Source organism: Candidatus Hydrogenedentota bacterium (assembly GCA_018005585.1).
GTDB lineage: Bacteria > Hydrogenedentota > Hydrogenedentia > Hydrogenedentales > JAGMZX01 > JAGMZX01.
Map to the genome: position 1 here is coordinate 1 of JAGMZX010000048.1, position 17338 is coordinate 17338.

Annotated in this window: 17 protein-coding genes; 4 read left to right on the top strand and 13 right to left on the bottom strand. The window is 65.0% G+C overall.

From position 1 onward, the window contains the following. Positions 1–272: 272 nt before the first annotated feature. From KA184_10110 to KA184_10160, 11 genes are all read right to left on the bottom strand, one after another. Positions 273–1652: a hypothetical protein gene (locus KA184_10110; GenBank protein MBP8129918.1), complete on the bottom strand. Its 1380-nt coding sequence runs from the start codon at positions 1650–1652 to the stop codon at positions 273–275. 35 nt (positions 1653–1687) lie between these two features. Next, positions 1688–2302 (bottom strand): hypothetical protein, encoded by a 615-nt coding sequence (locus KA184_10115; GenBank protein ID MBP8129919.1) that lies wholly within the window; start codon positions 2300–2302, stop codon positions 1688–1690. 235 nt (positions 2303–2537) lie between these two features. Further along, complete coding sequence (gene fabG, locus KA184_10120; GenBank protein ID MBP8129920.1) at positions 2538–3272, bottom strand: 3-oxoacyl-[acyl-carrier-protein] reductase; 735 nt, start codon at positions 3270–3272, stop codon at positions 2538–2540. 66 nt (positions 3273–3338) lie between these two features. Continuing rightward, on the bottom strand, positions 3339–4238 hold the full coding sequence (fabD, locus tag KA184_10125) for an ACP S-malonyltransferase (protein ID MBP8129921.1): 900 nt from the start codon (positions 4236–4238) through the stop codon (positions 3339–3341). Further along, the gene (gene plsX / locus KA184_10130; protein ID MBP8129922.1) at positions 4235–5275 is read right to left on the bottom strand and encodes a phosphate acyltransferase PlsX; all 1041 of its coding nucleotides are present in this window, start codon (positions 5273–5275) and stop codon (positions 4235–4237) included. Before plsX ends, fabD begins: the two co-directional genes overlap by 4 nt. Positions 5276–5307: 32 nt before the next feature. Beyond that, positions 5308–5499, bottom strand: coding sequence for a 50S ribosomal protein L32 (rpmF, locus tag KA184_10135; GenBank protein MBP8129923.1), 192 nt, complete (start codon positions 5497–5499; stop codon positions 5308–5310). After that, the gene (locus tag KA184_10140) at positions 5495–6073 is read right to left on the bottom strand and encodes a DUF177 domain-containing protein (GenBank protein MBP8129924.1); all 579 of its coding nucleotides are present in this window, start codon (positions 6071–6073) and stop codon (positions 5495–5497) included. Before KA184_10140 ends, rpmF begins: the two co-directional genes overlap by 5 nt. Before the next feature lie 63 nt (positions 6074–6136). After that, on the bottom strand, positions 6137–7432 hold the full coding sequence (gene larA / locus KA184_10145) for a nickel-dependent lactate racemase (protein MBP8129925.1): 1296 nt from the start codon (positions 7430–7432) through the stop codon (positions 6137–6139). A gap of 22 nt (positions 7433–7454) precedes the next feature. Further along, a complete protein-coding gene (locus KA184_10150; GenBank protein MBP8129926.1) occupies positions 7455–8195 on the bottom strand; it encodes a hypothetical protein in 741 nt (246 codons plus the stop codon). After that, positions 8192–9358 (bottom strand): PilZ domain-containing protein, encoded by a 1167-nt coding sequence (locus KA184_10155; GenBank protein MBP8129927.1) that lies wholly within the window; start codon positions 9356–9358, stop codon positions 8192–8194. Before KA184_10155 ends, KA184_10150 begins: the two co-directional genes overlap by 4 nt. A 162-nt stretch (positions 9359–9520) precedes the next feature. Further along, positions 9521–11356, bottom strand: a complete 1836-nt coding sequence (locus KA184_10160; protein MBP8129928.1) for a helicase-associated domain-containing protein — start codon at positions 11354–11356, stop codon at positions 9521–9523. 196 nt (positions 11357–11552) lie between these two features. Here KA184_10160 and KA184_10165 point away from each other — a divergent pair, with 196 nt between their 5' ends. Together KA184_10165 and KA184_10170 are read left to right on the top strand one after the other, a co-directional pair. Further along, positions 11553–12503, top strand: a complete 951-nt coding sequence (locus KA184_10165; protein ID MBP8129929.1) for a hypothetical protein — start codon at positions 11553–11555, stop codon at positions 12501–12503. 9 nt (positions 12504–12512) lie between these two features. Then, complete coding sequence (locus KA184_10170) at positions 12513–13136, top strand: MotA/TolQ/ExbB proton channel family protein (GenBank protein MBP8129930.1); 624 nt, start codon at positions 12513–12515, stop codon at positions 13134–13136. Positions 13137–13148: 12 nt separating this feature from the next. Here the strand turns inward: KA184_10170 and KA184_10175 are convergent, their stop codons facing one another. Continuing rightward, the gene (locus tag KA184_10175; GenBank protein ID MBP8129931.1) at positions 13149–14150 is read right to left on the bottom strand and encodes a hypothetical protein; all 1002 of its coding nucleotides are present in this window, start codon (positions 14148–14150) and stop codon (positions 13149–13151) included. 130 nt (positions 14151–14280) lie between these two features. Here KA184_10175 and KA184_10180 point away from each other — a divergent pair, with 130 nt between their 5' ends. After that, a complete protein-coding gene (locus KA184_10180) occupies positions 14281–14823 on the top strand; it encodes a hypothetical protein (protein MBP8129932.1) in 543 nt (180 codons plus the stop codon). A gap of 56 nt (positions 14824–14879) precedes the next feature. Here KA184_10180 and KA184_10185 read toward each other — a convergent pair whose 3' ends face one another. Next, on the bottom strand, positions 14880–16520 hold the full coding sequence (locus tag KA184_10185; GenBank protein ID MBP8129933.1) for an FHA domain-containing protein: 1641 nt from the start codon (positions 16518–16520) through the stop codon (positions 14880–14882). A 171-nt stretch (positions 16521–16691) separates the two neighbouring features. Between KA184_10185 and KA184_10190 the strand changes: the two genes are divergently transcribed. Beyond that, the gene (locus KA184_10190) at positions 16692–17315 is read left to right on the top strand and encodes a hypothetical protein (protein ID MBP8129934.1); all 624 of its coding nucleotides are present in this window, start codon (positions 16692–16694) and stop codon (positions 17313–17315) included. The last annotated feature ends 23 nt before the right edge of the window (positions 17316–17338 follow it).

A 17338-nucleotide genomic window follows, 5' to 3' on the forward strand; every position in this document is an offset into this window, starting at 1 on the left:
CGGCGCATCATGAAACCCTCTCCAGCGGCTATTCGCGCGGCACGCGCATCGCTACCGCGCGCCTGCGAGCCTAGCGCGCCGGAACCGCGGCTGTCCAGTCCGGAAGGATACCGGGACCGGCGTTACAGGCCCTGTGGAGAAGCCGGAAGAATGCCCTCATTGAAAACGGCGCAGGGAAGGTCCGGTCAGTCGCCCTTCGGCTCGGGGACTGGCACAAGCGAGTCCCGCGCCGCGCGGGACGAGACGTGCCTGTACCCACCCGCCAGGTCGCGTCAGCCTATTCCCGGGCAATAGCCGTCGGGCGTGCCTTCGCCGGGGCAGAGATGATAGCCGCCGGTGTTGTACAGTTGGATCAATCGCAACAGTTCGGACAGCGTGATCGTCCAACTCGGGCCATCCAGGTAATCGGAAGCGTGCCGCGCGCACGCCTGGTTCGCGCCCGGCCCCGGCGCGTACCCGTCTTCCGTGTCCCCGGGATTTTCCGCACAGTGGAACCCGCCCGAATTGTAGAACTGAATCACGCGCAACAGCTCGGGCAAATCCACCTGCCAGTCGCCGTTCTGGTCCGCCGTGTGCGGACCCGTCGGCGACTCGCCTTCGCCCTCGCCTTCCGCAGCGCTCGCGGGTAGATACCAGACATCGTTTAGAAGCACGCGGTCAAACCCCGAATACGTTTCACCACCTAAGACCCAAAGCCTGTTGTTGAGCACTGCCGAGGTATGCCCGAACCGCGGCCGCCAAGGCGCGTGCTCTGCCACCTGCACCCAACTTACGCCGTCCGTCGATGGCCACACGTCGTTCAGCCAATATAAGCGTGCCCGAGGGTAGCCCTCGCCATATACCCCACCAAGCACCCACATCGAACCATCAAAGACTGTTGTTGTGTGGACAAACCTAACCGGCCACACCGGATTCGTCGAGACCTCTGTCCAATTCACTCCATCTGATGAGCGCCAGACATCGTTCAAGTCTCGCTCCGTGCCCGCAGAGGAATGACCGCCCATCAGCCACATTTCACCGTTGAATACCGTCACCGTATGTCCATATCGAGGCGGCCAAGCCGCATTTGCCGTCGCAATCGACCAGTTCACGCCGTCGACAGAGAACCATACGTCGTTATAGGTCGGATTGCCACCGAGAATCCACAACTTGCCGTCAAATACGGCCACACTATGAGAAAAGCGTCCGGGCCAAGGTGCATGTTCGGTCGCCCGAAGCCAGTCGTTACCGTCCCTTGAATGCCATACGTCATTTTCGGCGCTCAATGATCCACCAAGCACCCACAATTCATCATTGAATACCGCTACACCGTGGTAGCAACGTGGTGACCAGGCAGCATGTTCCGCTATCCGTGTCCAGTTTACACCCTCTTCGGAACACCAGATGTCATTAAGCCCGTATTGACCGTCATGCTCCACGTCACCCAACCCCCCGAGAATCCAGAGCTTTCCATCGAATGCAACCGTTCCATGGCCGTTTCGTGGCGACCACGCCGCCGCAGATGTTGCCTCGATCCAGGAAGGTTCGCTGTCAGTCTCCGCATCCGCGGATGGCAGAAACTCACCCGCCAAACCAATTCCGAAAACCACAAGTAAGCACCATATACGAGTGTCTACAGAAGCAGGTATGCTAACTAACTGAGCGATATACATTGCCCGCCCCTCCTTTTCAAACCGTTAACGCATGTTCACCGGCGAAAATACTTGTCATCTTCATCATCCTTCGGAAGACTGAAAGGAATGCCGTCTTCGAGTAGATAGCCCGCCAGCTTTAGGTTGCCAGCATCGTCAATAAGGGAGACAACCTCGCCGTCACAACGCACCGTGAACGCCGTGCCGCCGCTTTCGCCCTCGGGTTCCGGTTCGAGCGGTGTTTCTTCGTCTTCCATGACAACCCCGGACAAGTACAGCACTCCGCCTTCGGTGATCACGGCCCGGTAGTTCCCGAGAGCGTCTCTGACAATGAATTCGCGTCCGGTCGGACTGGGCAGGCCTAACTCCGTCCAATTGCTTACGTTTTCGACTACATGCGCTCCCGCCTTCATCAGCAGGACATTGCCATTCTCGGCAAAGCGAGCCACCTCCTGCCCCTGCGAGTCGCGCACGACAAACGCCCTGCCGAAGTAGTTGGTGAATGCGTCTCGAACCCGGTAGTACGCCGGTTTTGGGAACCACATCTCCCGCTCGTTCGCTGTCTCCGGGTCGTCTCCCCCACCCTTGTCCACAAAAACGCGCGTCTCTCCCGGCACAAACGGCGCGAATGATGCACACACGCAAAGAGGGGCGTTAACGGGCATCATCATTATCCCCTCCTTCTCAGCCCGATAGACTTTCGGCGGGATGAGGCCGTCCTCACCCCGGAGACGACCACTTCAATGATTCTATCCTAGCGCATATCTCCTTTCTTGTCAAGGACCTTTTCGGCCTCAACGAGGTGCATTGGTAAAGCCTTACTGACAGGCGGTTTATGAATGGGCGAGCCTGCGCTGATGCTTCCTCGACACGGGACAGTCTTGAACAGCGGCCTTGGTTTGGCCGTTACATGCCGAGGCCGCCGTCGATGGAGAGGACGGCGCCGGTGATGTAGGCGGCGTCTTCGGACGTGAGGAAGGCGACGGCGCGCGCGACGTCTTCGGGCGCGCCCACGCGGCCGAGGGGCACTTGTTCCAGGATGCGCCGGACGGCGTCTTCGCCGAGGTGCGCGGTCATTTCGGTCCGGATGTAGCCGGGGACGACGGCGTTGACGGTGATGTTGCGCGAGGCGACCTCGCGCGCGTAAGCCTTGGTGAAGCCGATGAGGCCGGCCTTGGCGGCGCAGTAGTTGGCCTGGCCCGCCTGGCCGTGCAGCGCGACGACGGACGCGACGTTGACGATACGCCCGTAGCGCTGTTTGAGCATGTCGCGCGCGGCGGCGCGGCACGTGTAGAACGCGCCGTTGAGGCCGGCGCGGACCACGGCGTCCCAGTCCTCGTCCTTCATGCGGGCGAGCAGCCCGTCGCGGGTGAGCCCGGCGTTGTTCACGAGTATCGCTACGGGGCCAAGGTCGGCGCGGACGGCGGCGACGAGCCGGTCGACGGCGGCGCTGTCGGCGACGTCGCAGGCGTAGCCGCGCGCGCGGTCGCCGATGCTCGCGGCGGCCCGGGCCGCGCGGTCCGCGTCGCGGCCGCAGAGGGCGACCCTGGCGCCTTCCGCGGCGAATATTTGCGCGCAGGCGAGGCCGATGCCGCGCGTGCCGCCGGTGATCAGGGCGATTTTGTCTTCAAAGCGGTTCATGAGGGGCGCCTCCCGGGAAGGGACGAAAAGGACGGATAAGAGTGAGCCGGCACATCTTGTTTCAAGCTATGCAGGGCGATGTTCCGCAAGGGCGTCCACCTCCTCGAGTGTGCCCGCGGGCAGTACCTCCGGCGCGCCGTCGATGCGCTTGGCGAGACCCTTGAGCACCCCGCCGGGGCCGATCTCGATGACCGGGCCCGTGCGCGCGCGGCGCATCACGTCGGTCCAGCGTACCGGGGACGCCACCTGTTCGGCAAGCAGCGTCCGGATGCGTTCCGGGTCGTCTTCCTCCTGCCCGCTGACGGAACTGATGAAACGGATGCGCGGCGGTTCGAGGGGCATCCCGTCAAGGACCGCGCGCAGGCGCTCGACGGCGGGCCGCATCAGCGGCGAGTGGAACGGGCCGGAAACCCGGAGCGGCACGACGCGCTTCGCGCCCGCCTCCTTCAGCAGCGCCGCAGCGGCGGCGAGCGCGGCCTTCGTGCCGGTGATGATCGTCTGCGCCGGGCCGTTGTAGTTGGCCACGGATGCGCCCTCGGGCAGCGCGGCCTCGATGGCGTCCGCGTCGAGCCCCATAACGGCGGCCATGCCGCCTTCGGGCACGTTTTCGCTCATGGCGCGCGCCCGTTCGAGCACCAGGCCGAGCGCATCGGCGAAGCGCAACGTTCCCGCAACGGCGAGCGCGGGGATTTCGCCGAGGCTGTGCCCCGCGCAGCCGGCAGGCCGCACGCCGCGCGCTTCGAGATGGCGCGAGACCGCAACCTCGACGGCCAGGAGCGCGGGCTGCGCGATGCGCGTGTCGTTGAGCCGGTCCTGCGCGCCGGAGAAGACGGTGTCGAAGAACCCGTCGGGCAACAGGGGCGTCGCCTCGTCGAAGACGGCGCGCGCGGCGGGCGAGCGCTCGAAAAAGTCGGCGCCCATGCCCGGCCGCTGGCTGCCCTGTCCTGGGAAGAGGAACAGGCTCATGACGCTCGCGCGGTCCCGTCGGGCGGGCGCATTTCGCGCTCGACTTCCCGCAGTTCCTCGATATTCTCGCGGATGTGCTCGTTGAGCTGGTTGGCGAACGCGGCGCCCGCGCCGCGGATGGCGTTCGCCAAACCGGCCGGCGTGGACGAGCCGTGCAGGATGATGACGATGCCGTTGACGCCCAGGAGCGGCGCGCCGGGGTATTCGTTCGGGTCCACGCGCTGCTTGATGGCCTTGAGCGCCTTGCGCGCGAGCAGCGCGCCCATCTTGCTCATGGACGAACTCTCGAACTGCTCGCGGATCATCTTGCCGAGGAACATGCCGGCCGCTTCGCTGGTCTTGAGGAACAGATTGCCCACGAACCCGTCGCACACGGCGACGTCGGCCTCGCCCGCGAAGATGGCGCGCGGCTCGATATTGCCGATGAAATTGACGTGCGGCGCGGCGGAGAGCCGCTGGTGCACTTCCTTGGCGACCTGCGTGCCTTTCTGCGCCTCCTCGCCGATGTTGAGCAGGCCGACGCGCGGGCTTTCGACGCCCAGCGTGTAATGGGAATAGGCGATGCCCATTTCGGCGAACTCGCAGAGGTGCCGCGCCGTGCAGTCGACGTTTGCGCCAAGATCGAGCACGGCGACGCGGCCCGTGGCGGTCGGCAGCGCCTGGCAGATGGCCGCGCGCGCCACGCCCTTGAGCGGACCGAGAATGGTGCGCGCCGCGATCATGACGGCGCCCGTGTTGCCCGCGCTGACCGCGGCGTCGGCCTGGTGGTCGCGCACGAGGCGCAACGCCACTGACAGAGACGAGTCTTTCTTGCGGCGGACGGCAACGACGGGCGAATCGCCCATCGTAATGCGCTCGGAAGCATGCACGACGCGAAGGTTGCCGCGCTTGGGGTACGCCTTGAGGCATTCCTCGAGCACGGCTGCGTCGCCGGTCAGTATGATTTCCACCTCGCTCTCGAGGCTGGCCCGCACCGCGCCTTCCACTTCCACTTCGGGAGCGCCGTCGGACCCGAAGGCATCAACGGCAATACGCACGAGGGTTTCTCCGGTGGACCGCGCAGCCGCGGTCAGTCACCCTTGGACGAGACGGCGAGCCTGTCCTTGTAGTGACTGCATTTCGGGCACACGCGATGCGTGGGAATCCGTTCGCCGCAACTCGGGCACTCGGTGGTCTGGGGGGCGCGCAGCGCATGGTGGGAGCGGCGCATATCGCGTTTCGTTCTGGCGGTTTTTCGTTTTGGTACCGGCACGGATTCAATCCTCCGTTGGACGCTCAATAGTATCCCTGAACAGGTCCGCAAGTTTCGCGAACGCCTTGCGTTCGCCGTTTGTATCCTTTTCAACGCAGCCGCACGCGCAAGCGGCCCGGTTCCAGTTAACGCCGCACTGGGGGCACAGGCCCCGGCACGCGGCGTCGCACACGTATTTCAGCGGCGCGGCGAGGACCAGTTCCTCCCACACCGCGGCCGCAAGGTCGACCTCGTTGCCGGCGATGGGCCGGGGCAAATCCGGCTCGTCGGGCAAAACCTCGACCTCGCCGCGCTCCGCGGCCCGCGCCGGGGGCGCGCTCTCGCTGAAGCACCACAGCACTTCCAGATTCAACGGCCACTGCGCTTCTTCGAGACACCGGTCGCAGGCGTGCACGTAGACCCCTTGGAGCCGTCCCCGCACAAGCACTTGTCCGCTGACCAGCGTCGCCGTTACCGCCACGCGCACCGCGGCCATCGGCAGCGGCTCCGCGCCCTCGGGGCGCAATGCCGCCACCTTCACGGCGGCGTCAACAGGCACACCGTACTCCGTAATGGCGCTGAGAGGAATCTTGAGCGAGTCCAAGGCTCCAGCCCTCGGGGCATGGGGTAAGATTGGCGGAAGTCTAACAAAGACAACGCGGCGCAGTCAAACATCCGCGCGCAAATGCGGCCAGGGCACGGTGTAAGCGGCGGAGGGCATGAGGTAACAGGCCGGGCTGTCAACCCCGGCATTGGCGAGGTCCGCCCGCACTTGCTCGAGGGCCTCGGCGAGCGTCGCGGCCTTGCGGCCGCCCATCCACCGCACCTCCTCATCGGAGAGCCGCGTCACGAAGGTGGTTGCGGCGGCTTTTTCCAGGGTGGACAAGGCCGTCTGCCCGTTGATTTCCGCATTCTTGCGCAATTCGGCGATGATGGCGTCGCGGGAACCCAGGCGCAGCCATTGCGCGAATTTGTTGCCGCCGAATCCTTCGGGCGCGGCGGCCAGGAAAACGATATGGCCGCCGGGTTTGACGGCCTGATAGGCGTTGAAGAGCGCCTTGTGGCACTGGACGAAGTTTCTCGCGCTGCCCGCGCTCGCGATCACGAGGTCCGCCCGCTCTTCGATGGGCACGGCGTAGAGGTCCCGCGCGAACCGGGCCGCGGCGCGGAACGCCGCATCCAGTTCCCCGACATACAGCCCCGCAATGGCGCCGGCCCGGTTCAGCACGGTATTGACAATGCAATCCACGCGACACAGGCGCGCCCCCTCGAGCATGTCCTCCGCCACGGGGTTGCCCTCGAGCACGCCGATGCGCACGTCCGGGTTCAGCCGGTTCTCCGTGGGGTGCAGATTCAAGGCGTGGTTGTGCGCGATGGTATCGAGCCCCGCCAGACCGGGCACAAGGGACTTTCGCCCGCCGCCGAATCCCCCAAAATAGTGGAGGACGACCGTCCCCGTGACGATGACGTGGTCCGCCTCGACAAGCCGGCGATTCAACGAGACGGGCGTGCCCCGCGAAGTGCGGCCCAGGAAGACGAGGTTTTCCTTGTCCGCCGGGTCATGAGCATACGCGCGCCCCTGGAACCGGTCATAGACCGCCTCGCCCAGGATGGCCCGCTGTTCGTCGCCTGTTGGGGGGCGGTGCGAGCCGGTCGAGTACAGGAACGAGATGTCGCGCTCTCTCGCGCCGGCCTGTTCCAGCTCTTCAAGCATCGCCGGTAATATCTCGTGGATGCGGGTCTTGCGGAAAGAGTCCGAGACGACGATGACAACCTCCGCGCCGGGCCGGATGCCGTCGAACGCGGCATGCTGCATGCCGATGGGACGCCGGAAGGCCTCGCGCGCGGCGCGCGTGACGCCCGACACGGGCGGCACGTCCGTCACGTCGAGTACGCCCAGGTTGCGGGCCCAATCCAGCGCGGCTTCCTGTGCGCTCTCGTCATAGGGCATCGCGATACGCATGCGCAGCGGATCCCTTGGCCGTTCAGTAGAAGTCGAAGTCTTCGCCGGGCGGCGCGTCGCGCTGGATCATGCAGACGCGCCACATGGCGGCGAAGGCGAGGCAATCGAGCAACGCCAACAACGCCGTAAGGAGGGCCGGCGCCACGGTCATGGCGGCAATTCCGGGAATTACGGCATCCGCCAGCAGGAAGAGCGTGTATCCGAGGAGCCCGAAGAACATCGAAACCGCCGCGAGAGGGAATTGCCGGACCATAGGGGCCAGCAATTGGCCCAGTCTCTCCCAATGCAAGCCGCCGCCGTAGACGATGCAGGCGCCCGTGGGCACGCAGAGAACACAGAGCACCATGCTTAAGAACTCGAGCAGTTGCACGCCGCCGATGCTTTCGTGCACGGCGGCAACGTGCCGCAGCGTCCAGAGCAGGGTAAGGAACAGATTCAAGATGAACCAGGGAGTGAAATAGCGGGCGAGCGCCTCGTAATCGCCGGAACATTTCCACAGCGGCCGGTCGATGTCCTTGCCGAGCCGCGCAAACGCAATCGCCTGAGCAGCGCTGTAGCCGGCGGCCAGCAGGATTCGAGCGCATAGATCGACTGCGCGCAGCAAGGGAGGCAGTTCCTCGAGGGGGCTGTCTCCGGCGAAGGCCAGGCTCAGAAGGCGCACGAGGCTTTCACACCCGCTCACGACGGCAATGAACACAGCCACCGTTGTCCAATTGCGGCGGACGGAAGCACAGGCGTCGAGAAAAACCGCGCGGCCGTTCATTGGGGCGCTTCCTTGCCCCCCGTCTCCGCGGCGCGCAATTGCTGCTGGCGGAAGACAAACCGCGTGATGTCATCCCGCGTTTCTTCCGCGATGCCCACGAACGCGCCGCGCGCCAGGTGCCGGCCCCGCGTCAAGGGCGCCACGCTGACCAGCCGCACGGACACTTCGAGCGGCGGCGCGCCGGCGAGTTCAAGCGTCGTGCGCAGTATCGCGGACGGTTGCAGCGCTTCCTCCACAATAACGGCGAGGCCGCCGCCGCTGAGGCTGGTGATGCGGCCGCGCAGTACCGCGAGCACGGGGCGCTGCCCCAAGTCCGTGTAGTCGTCTTCTTCATGCGCCTGCAACACCGAAACGGCGGCCGTCTGGTCGTACCGGATGCGATAGTGCGCGCGCGATTGCACGCGCTTGAGTTCCTGCGCGTGTTCAAAAACCCACTGGTTGGCGCTTGCGTCGATCCGGACCAGCCTGGCGGTAAAGAGGTAGCGCGCGTCCTCGTCGCGCCACATGCGGCACCGCAACAGTTCGCCCGGCTTGAAGCCGGGCGGCGCGGCTTCGTCCGCGGGTTCGGCGCGGAACCGCGCTTCGTCGACGCCGGCCACGCGCATGCTGTGCCATTGCGGGCTGCTGATGTCCCGCGCCACCCAGAGGATCTGCCCGGCGCAGAGTTCGCGCGTGGACTGTATTTGTCGGCCAAAAGGCACATAATCCAGCCCCAGCCGCACGCGCAGTTCACGCAGGGCGGCGCCCCGGGCTTCGACGGCCTGCGCGCCGCCGGTGCGCGCCAGTTCCTGTATCTCGCGGGCGGCGCAGGCGTCGAAGCTGCGGTACTCCGTGAGCGCCCGCAGCGGGCGGCGCGGCGCAAACCGGCGCAGCAGCGATGCGAGCAGGTCCCACTCGTTGCCGGACAGTTCCCGCTCTTCCGCGATCCGGCGCACGGCCCGCCACTGTTCGCGCAGGTCAGCCCGGTGCTGCCGGTAACGGCGCGCGCCCTCCAAGACAAAAGCGAGGGCCAAAACGGCGAGAATCGGCCACACCAGCCAGTAGAGCCCGCCGCCCCAGGTGCTGACATCCTCGATGCGCCAAAGCGGATCATCCGCGGCCGCTGGGTGCGCAAGCACCAGCGCCGAACCACTCCACAGCGCCATGATCAGGCAACGCCGCATAGGCAGTTTCTTTCGTCCCGTGTCCCTCGCGGGTGCGCGCCATGCGCCCCGGGGACCGGTCCGATTATAGAAAGGCGCGCGCATTCGCGCAATGCTTTCCTCAAGAGCGCGCCGTTTCTCGCGTATGGCTGGAACAAGCGCCGGAACTTCGGGAAGGAGCCGCTACTCGACGATGAAGCCGTCTTTCTCGAGCTCTTTGGACAATTCGGCGCGCGTGATGCCGTTGTAGATGACCACTTGTTTCGGGTCCGGCACTTCGAAGAACTTGCGGAGACGGCGACGGTGCATGAGGTCGGCAATGACCAGCGGGTCGTCCGACTCGAGCACGTGCAAGGTGCGCAACTTCACGCGTTTCATGGCGCCGCGCCAGTCCTCCAAGGTAGTCATGACGTTGAGGGGCAGCGCACCGCCCCGATTATAGGTCATCAAAAAGTTGACGAACGCGTCGCCGTCATGCCCTTCCTGGATCGCCTGCGTGAAGGATTCCTTCGTCACCTGATAGACGGTAGCCTGGCCCGTGCTCAAGCGCGTGGCGAACTGGTCCAAAGGGGCGGTGAGCAGCGGGTCCATCTCTTCGGTGGGCACCACGATCTCGAAGTTGGGTTGCACGATGAATTCGCATTTGCGCGGCGGAAACGCGTCGCGCAGCCGGATGGGCTCGCCGTTCGTCAGAAGCAATTCGCCCAGTTCCGTGATCCGGAACAGGCTTGAGCCGCCTTCTTCCGCACGGTCGACGATGCCAAGCCAGAAGAACGTTTCCTCAAGCGAGCGGGTGAGCCGGCTTTCCCAGTGCCCGGAGACACTGGGGCTCATGTACTGCCACTGCGCGCCTTTCTGGCGCAACACCGGCTGGGCGCTTTCCTCATTGGACTGGAGCGCGAACTCGACAAATTCGACAACGTCGTACCAGACGCCGGCCCGCAGGTCATCGAGGAAGGAGACCAGCAGCTTGCGGGACAGCGCCTCGTCGCCCTGCGACACGAGCCACTCGTACAGGATGCGATGGCGGCTCACGCGGTCAAGCGGCAACAACGCGTCGAGTTCACCCGCTCGCAGGGTGTCGTCGACCCGCACCAGCCAGCCCACGCCCTGCGCCGCCCACAGACACGTGTTCAGCGACGGCTCCGCGTCCTCAGGCACGATCTCGCCGAGCCGGCGTCGGTCCTCACGGAAGAGGTCGCCGTCGCCGCGCAACCGGGCGGGGCGCGCGGCCAGCGCCGCGACGATCTGGCAAATCGCGTCGGAAAGGCCAAGCTGCTGCAACTGCGCCCGCACGGGCGTCGCGCGCGCGGGCTTCGGCCTGCTCTTCTTGGCATTCTTGCGCGAGGACGCCTCGCGCCACTGGCGAATCTCCGCGAGCAGCCCCGCGGCGCGCAGCAGCCGGTCTTCCGCGTCGAACCGGAATATCTCGAAGAGCGCCAGGCCGCGGAACAACTCCCACAGCGCCTGCTCGACTTCGAATTCCGTGCCGCCGTGCGCCGCGCGAATCTTCGCCACCGGCATCAACCCTTCCTTCGACTGCCAGACAATGTCGAAGACCTCGCGCGCCGTGTCGGAAAACCCGCGCGTCGCGACATACGTCACGATCGAATCCGGATGCTCGTAGAAGCGCTGGATCAGTTCCTCCGCGGCGGTCTTCTTGGCCACGGGCTGGCCGAGACCGAGCTGCTCCTCCAGGCGCCGGAAATCATGGGCGTCCAGGCTCTTGATTCTGCGCACGAGGGCGGGCACGTCGCCGCGGTTTTCGAGCCCTTCGTTTATGCGCCGGACGATGTTGTGGCCTTCCGAGACCAGTTTGACCTTAGTCAGGTCGGTGAACAGCAGGCGATGATTGACGTCGAGGAGATATTCCACCTCCTCCTCCGGGATGTCGAGCTTCTTCGAGAGAAAGCGCGACGTAAGTCCCGACTTGCTGTTCCCGGCGAGTTCGTTCGCAATGCGAAACGCCGCGCGGCTCATCCCCTCGAGGGAGACCAACAGACTCGCGCCATGCCGCATGCAGCCCAAACCTCGATATGCTTCGGAACCCTCGACCCTCCTTGCGCGATACGTGCGCAAGCAAGGCATCATTATAGATCAAGAGCGTGAATGTGACAAGCATTCGAGGTTGATTTCGCAAGCGGTTGGCGGGCCTTTCCGTGTCTTGCGCACGACCGTTCTGATAAGATCCGGCGAGTTGCGGGAATCCAGCGATATGCATTACCGGCGACGGATGGCCCTGTGCAGCGCCGTCTCGCTGCTGTTGAATCTGGCCGTGTTGCTTGCGCCGTGGCAGCAACAGGCGGCGCTGGGCCATGTCCCGGATGCGCCCCTGCAACTGCGTCTGCGGGCCGAGCCGCCGCCCCCGCCGGATCCGCAGGCGCCCCGCCCCCAGGTGATCGAAACCGCGGTCGCCGCGCACCGGCCCGTCGAACCCACGCATCTCTTGTCCGACCGCAATGCAAACGCGGCGGACGCGCAATTGCACGACGGCGCGGCGCTTGGACCGCGCCTGGACGAGCAGGGCGACCTGGTCTCCATGCCCGTGGCGCCAAGCCGGTCTCAAGAAGGTTCGCCGCAACCCCCTCCAACGAGACAGACACCCACAGCAGAAGAGGAAGAACCGGCAGGAGAGCCGATGGAAACCGCGCAGCAGGAGGCCGTGGAAAGCGCCGCGCTGCTGGAAGCACTGGACGCCGCGGAGCGACCGGACGAAGACCGGGACCGCGCGGAGGCGCCGGAGCAGCAACCACTGCTGGCGCAAGCGCTGCCGTTTCCCGGCGGCGAGACGCCGCAGCGCGGCCGCGGTCAGATGGACGGCAAGATCCTGGAGCGGGGCTTCACGAGTTTCGAGGCGCTTCAGGACGACGTGGCCGCGTACTATCTGCATCACGTGAAGCCGTTGATCCGGCGCAGTTGGATCGCGGCGATGCTGACGCGCTACACGGGATCGACGCGCGCCGTGGCCGAGGTCGAAGTCGCCATCGCGCCCGACGGGCGCGTGGTTTCGGCCACGAACGTAGGCACGCCGACGAACCGCATCTACGCGGCGTTGTGCAGGGAGTCCGTCGTGAAGGCGGGCCCTTTCAAGCCGTTCCCGTTTCAGGTGCCGCCGGAATACCGCGACGAGAACCTGGTCATACATTGCACCTTTCAATGGCAGTAAGAGGACTTTATGTTTGACACACTGGAATTGCTGAAGCAGGGCGGCTGGACCATGGTCCCGCTGGGGCTGTGTTCCGTGGCGGCCGGGGCAATCATCATCGAGCGGGCGTTTGCGTTGCGGCGGCGCAACGTGCTGGACGCGCGCGTGCTTCGCGCTATAAATGCGTACACGGACGGCGCGCCGCCGGAGACGGTGGCGAACGCGTGCCGGGACGGGAAAAGCCCTCTTGCGCGCATCATCGTCGAGACGCTTCAAACACGCGACCTCGACTACCATCAGGCCATCGAGAAAATGCACGCCGCGGGCCGGCTCCAGGTTGGCAGTCTCGAGCGGGGACTTACCGTCCTGGAAATCATCGCCGCGGTCAGTCCGCTGCTCGGCCTGCTCGGAACCGTGCTCGGCATGGTGACGGTGTTCAACGCGATATCGGCGGCGGGGCTCGGCGACCCGAACGTGCTGTCGGCGGGCATCTCAAAAGCCCTGATTACGACCGTGGCCGGGCTGTGCATCGCGATACCGGCGCTCGCGTTTCACGGTCTGTACATGAAACGGGCCGAAGACCTTGCCACGGAAATGCAGGACCGCGCCACGGAGTTTATCGTGCGGCTGCACGCGCCGGGCAACGGACGGTGACCGCGCCTGCGTTCAGCGGCGGCGTATGACGATGCCGTCCGCCGTCACTTCATAGCCGAACTCCGCAATCGGCCACTGTCGAATGAGCAGTTCGAGCGCGCTTTGCAGGCGGACACGGTTCATGACGGTGAAGTTCACCGGAAGTTCTTCCAACCCGGCCGCGGCGCGGACGTCGCACCCCAGCTGCGCGGCCAAGGCGGGCAATGCGGCCTTGAGCGTCATCGCGGCGCGGCAGACGACAATCTGGGTCCCGGATTCCGGGCGTTCGGGCAGGCATATGCTTACCTGTTTCTCGAGCAGCCGCCCTTGCTCCGGGGAGAGCGCGTCCGGGTTCAAGAGGTTGTCCGGCGCGCTCTGGTTGCTTCTGGAACGGAAGAAGATGTATTCGTCGCTGCATTCCACGACCAATGCCTGCGGGCTCATGCGGGCCGACTGCAAGATGGCGTCCAAGACGGCCGGGAGCGGAGCTTCGGTCAGGAATAGTTCGCCGCACTTCACTTCGGCCACCACGTTGTCCGCGACCAGGGCAAGTCCGAGGTTCGTGCCGAGCACGCCCAGCACATTGTAGAGCGCCGTTCCGCTGCCGAACGAACACGTCGTCCGGATGTCGTGGTACCGCGACGGCAGGGCCGTGGCCACGGAGAGGCTTTCGAGCGCCTTATATTCGGGAGGATACAGGAGAAAATAGTGAGGCGTGGCCAGAAAGGCCAGCCCCGATTCCGCCGCAAGGTGTTGCACGAGCGCTTCATAAGCGAAATCGCGCAGTTTAAGGGGGCCAACGGGGATTCCCTCTAGCCCGTTCACGAGCGCCAGGCCGCCGCCGCACTGCTCGCCCAATTGGCGGACCGTCACGCCCATAAGACTCGCGTCCTGCCGATACGTGACCTCCGGGAACTGACCCGGCGCGCTTGCGGCGTCCTGGCGCGGCCTTCCGGAAGTCGCGCAACCGGCGCAGGCAACCGCGAGCACCGCAAAGACGAGGAACTGGAAGGGGCCATGCAATGGGACTCTCATGCAGCCATTCATACTCCCGCCGGGGAAATGGTTTCAAGACGGCGCCCGGTGCGGCCGCCGGATGCGCTTCCTCCCGGACTCTTGCTCGCCTTCGGGACATGGCCGTATACTTGCCTCCATGATTGCTTTGATGACCACATGCGTTTGCCTGATGCTGGGTCAGGACGCACCACCCCCCGAAGACGAAATCAAGACGTATGTCATAACCCTCGACAACGGCGAAGTCGTGTACGGAACGTACGAGGAAGCCGGAGAGCAGGCCACGATTCGCGTCGACAGCCCTTGGCTTCCGGCGCAGGACGTGCGAACGATGCTCAGGAGCAAGATCGTTGATCTCCGGGCTGAACTGCGGCACAAACGCGAGGAGCGGCGCGCGCGCGAGGCGGAGAAGGCCGGTTTCCGCAAGATAAGCAATCAGGCCGGCGAATCGTACGTGCGCATCGAGGAGGTTGAACTGGCGGGGCGCGCTCGGACGATGGCGGCTGAGGTTGAACGGCGCCTCGCCCCGGATACCACGCTGCCCGAGGCCGCACCAGCGGAAACGGGCACCGCCACGCCGCAGGAAACGCCGTCGTTGTTCAAACGTTATGCGTGGCAGGCCGTTATCCTGCTCGCCGGGCTGGGGCTGACGGCGGTCGTCCTCCTGCGGGCTTTTTCCCCCGGATCGTCTTGAGACGCGCCGGTTCTCACGAAAACGCTGACGGCATGACCTTCCGCGCGCTCGCGGGGTTACTCTTTCAGGCCGGCAATCTCGTAGGCGTTCACGGGCTGGGCTTTCCCCTTGAGCATGACCGAGCCGATGGGATAGGACACGACAAGGCCCTTGATTTCATCCCACAGCTCCTGTCCCACGACCACCTTGCCGGCGCCGGCCATGTCGCAGAACCGTTTCGCTGTGTTGACGCGGTCCCCGACGACGGTAAACTCCATGCGCTGTGGCGAGCCTACATAACCCGCGATGACTTCGCCCGTATCGATGCCAATGCCAAGGTCGAGCGGGACGCGCCCGTCCTGCGCGCGTTGCGCGTTCAGTTCGGCGTTGCGCCGCTGTATGGCGAGTGCGGCGCGGATGGCGCGCAGGCAATCATCCGAGGCGCAGATGGGCGATCCGAACACGGCCATCAATTCGTCGCCGATATACTTGTCGAGAGTGCCGTGATGGGCGAAGACAATCTCGGTCATGGCCGTGAAGTGCTCGTTCAGGAGTTGCACGAGTTCGTGCGGCTGCAATTGTTCGGCGATCTTGCTCGAGCCGCGGATGTCGCAAAACATCGTAGTAACGCGCTGTTTGCGCCCGCCCAGTTCCAGCCGGCTTTCCTCGTTGATAATCTTGTCGACAATCGCGGGCGAGAGGAACCGGCCGAGGTTTTCCCGTTTCTTTTCCGCTGCCACCACCTGCTGGTGCAGGCGGACATTGTCAATGGCGAGGGCCGATTGATTGGCCAGCGACTGAAACAGTTCGAGGTCTTCCTCGCCGAAAGAACCGGCCGTTTGGGTCGTGTCGACGTAGATGGAGCCGAGCACGCGGTCGTGAATGCGCAGCGGCACGCACATGGCACTGCGAATCTGATTGCGGATGATGCTCTCGCGCATGCCGAATTCGCGGTCCGTCGAGCGGTCGGCCATGAGCACGGGCTCGCCGTCAATGGCCGCGCGGCCCGCGATGCCCATGCTGGGGGAACTGGCTTCGAGGTCGCGCCCCATGCCGCGCGCCACCTTCACGGTAAGATTGGTGGTGCCTTCCTCCCGCAGCATGACGAAACCGCGTTCGGCCTCCATGACCTCCAGGGCGATGTCGAGCAGGCTCGAGAGGCGGGCGTTCAGCTCGAAATTCGAGGCCATGACCTGACCGGCGCGGTGGAGGGCCGCGAGACGCCGGTATGCGCGCCCCATCTTTACCACTTCTTCCGAATTCAAGGGCGGGACGGCGGCCGTCTTTTCCTGGATGTGGACCGGCGTGCGCGTCCCGATCATGGTCATGCTGCTGCCGACGCGGTCCATCTCCGCGCGGATCTTGTCCATGTTCCGCAGCAATTGCGATTCTTCCGGCGGGGTGAGCGACGTCTTGCGGCCGAGTTGGGTGTCGTCGCGGAAAACAAGGCGGCACTTGCTGCCAAACCAGATTTCGTCCATGTGGGCAAGCACACGCTCGACGATACGCTGCCGGTTCACGTAGGTGCCGTTCAGGCTCTTGAGGTCCACCAGTATCGGCTTGTCATTTTTCAAGCAGATCTTGGCGTGGTGCCGCGACACCTCGTCCGCGACGAGGACCACGTCGCTGTCCTCCGAGCGGCCGAAACGGGTCTCCTCCTTGCAGAGGGGCACCGTCATGGGCGGCACGCCCGGCTGCTCGATGATGACTTGAGGCATCGCGTTCTCTCCGTCCCGTGATCATAGCCGCGAACGGGGAAACCGTCAAACTCCCGGCAATGAAAAGAGCGGGCCTTGTCCGTCAGATAGATTCGGCGCCCCGACACTTGCTACCATGCGTCCCATGACGCGCGCGGGCATATACGCCTCACGCCCAGGAGAACCCGCCCTATGCGATGCAGGATCTACGTGCTTGCCCTGGCCATGCTGGCCCTGCTTTTTGCCACTGTGGGTTGCGTGCCCGCGGAAGCGCCGAGAACCGCCCCGCCCGCGGCGCCGCCCGTTCCCGAGCCCGCGGCGGCGCAACCGGAACAGGCAACCGTGGCGCCTGCGCCTGAACCGCAAGCGGAGGATACCGCCATCGTTCCAGCGCCGGCGCAATCGCCGCCGCCGCCCGGCGAGGCGCAGCAGAACCAGCAATCGCTGGCCTTTCTTAGCCCGGAACAAATGGCGCGCGCGGATGTAGCCACCGTTACGCTGTCGCGAATCGATGACGAGCTTTTGTACTCCGTCTCGGGTTCGTATGGCCTCACGGGCACAATCGCGAAGGCCTCGCCCGAAGACGTGGAATGGGTATTCAAGGGGCAACTCACCTTCCCGTCCGGCGGATACAAGCTCGGGCCGCTTCACTCGAACGCCGTTCTGGGCTCGCAGGCCAATGTGCTCCTATTCATCCCGGTCACGCTGCCCGCCGCGGACGCCGCAACCACGCAAGCGCTGGAGACCGTGTCCTTCGAGTATCGTTTTCCCGCGGAGAACAACACCCAGATTCTGGTCCAGTTCTCCTCCTCATGAGGCACATTGCCGACAAAGGCCGC

Excerpts from the sequence above, each read along its gene's own strand:
- KA184_10150 (MBP8129926.1), bottom strand. The coding sequence starts at position 8,195 with ATGAACGGCCGCGCGGTTTTTCTCGACGCCTGTGCTTCCGTCCGCCGC.
- KA184_10185 (MBP8129933.1), bottom strand. The coding sequence starts at position 16,520 with ATGCCTCAAGTCATCATCGAGCAGCCGGGCGTGCCGCCCATGACGGTG.
- KA184_10115 (MBP8129919.1), bottom strand. The coding sequence starts at position 2,302 with ATGATGATGCCCGTTAACGCCCCTCTTTGCGTGTGTGCATCATTCGCG.
- KA184_10180 (MBP8129932.1), top strand. The coding sequence starts at position 14,281 with ATGACCACATGCGTTTGCCTGATGCTGGGTCAGGACGCACCACCCCCC.
- KA184_10190 (MBP8129934.1), top strand. The coding sequence starts at position 16,692 with ATGCGATGCAGGATCTACGTGCTTGCCCTGGCCATGCTGGCCCTGCTT.
- KA184_10110 (MBP8129918.1), bottom strand. The coding sequence starts at position 1,652 with ATGTATATCGCTCAGTTAGTTAGCATACCTGCTTCTGTAGACACTCGT.
- fabG (MBP8129920.1), bottom strand. The coding sequence starts at position 3,272 with ATGAACCGCTTTGAAGACAAAATCGCCCTGATCACCGGCGGCACGCGC.
- KA184_10175 (MBP8129931.1), bottom strand. The coding sequence starts at position 14,150 with ATGAGAGTCCCATTGCATGGCCCCTTCCAGTTCCTCGTCTTTGCGGTG.
- KA184_10170 (MBP8129930.1), top strand. The coding sequence starts at position 12,513 with ATGTTTGACACACTGGAATTGCTGAAGCAGGGCGGCTGGACCATGGTC.
- KA184_10165 (MBP8129929.1), top strand. The coding sequence starts at position 11,553 with ATGCATTACCGGCGACGGATGGCCCTGTGCAGCGCCGTCTCGCTGCTG.
- KA184_10160 (MBP8129928.1), bottom strand. The coding sequence starts at position 11,356 with ATGCGGCATGGCGCGAGTCTGTTGGTCTCCCTCGAGGGGATGAGCCGC.
- fabD (MBP8129921.1), bottom strand. The coding sequence starts at position 4,238 with ATGAGCCTGTTCCTCTTCCCAGGACAGGGCAGCCAGCGGCCGGGCATG.
- larA (MBP8129925.1), bottom strand. The coding sequence starts at position 7,432 with ATGCGTATCGCGATGCCCTATGACGAGAGCGCACAGGAAGCCGCGCTG.
- KA184_10155 (MBP8129927.1), bottom strand. The coding sequence starts at position 9,358 with ATGCGGCGTTGCCTGATCATGGCGCTGTGGAGTGGTTCGGCGCTGGTG.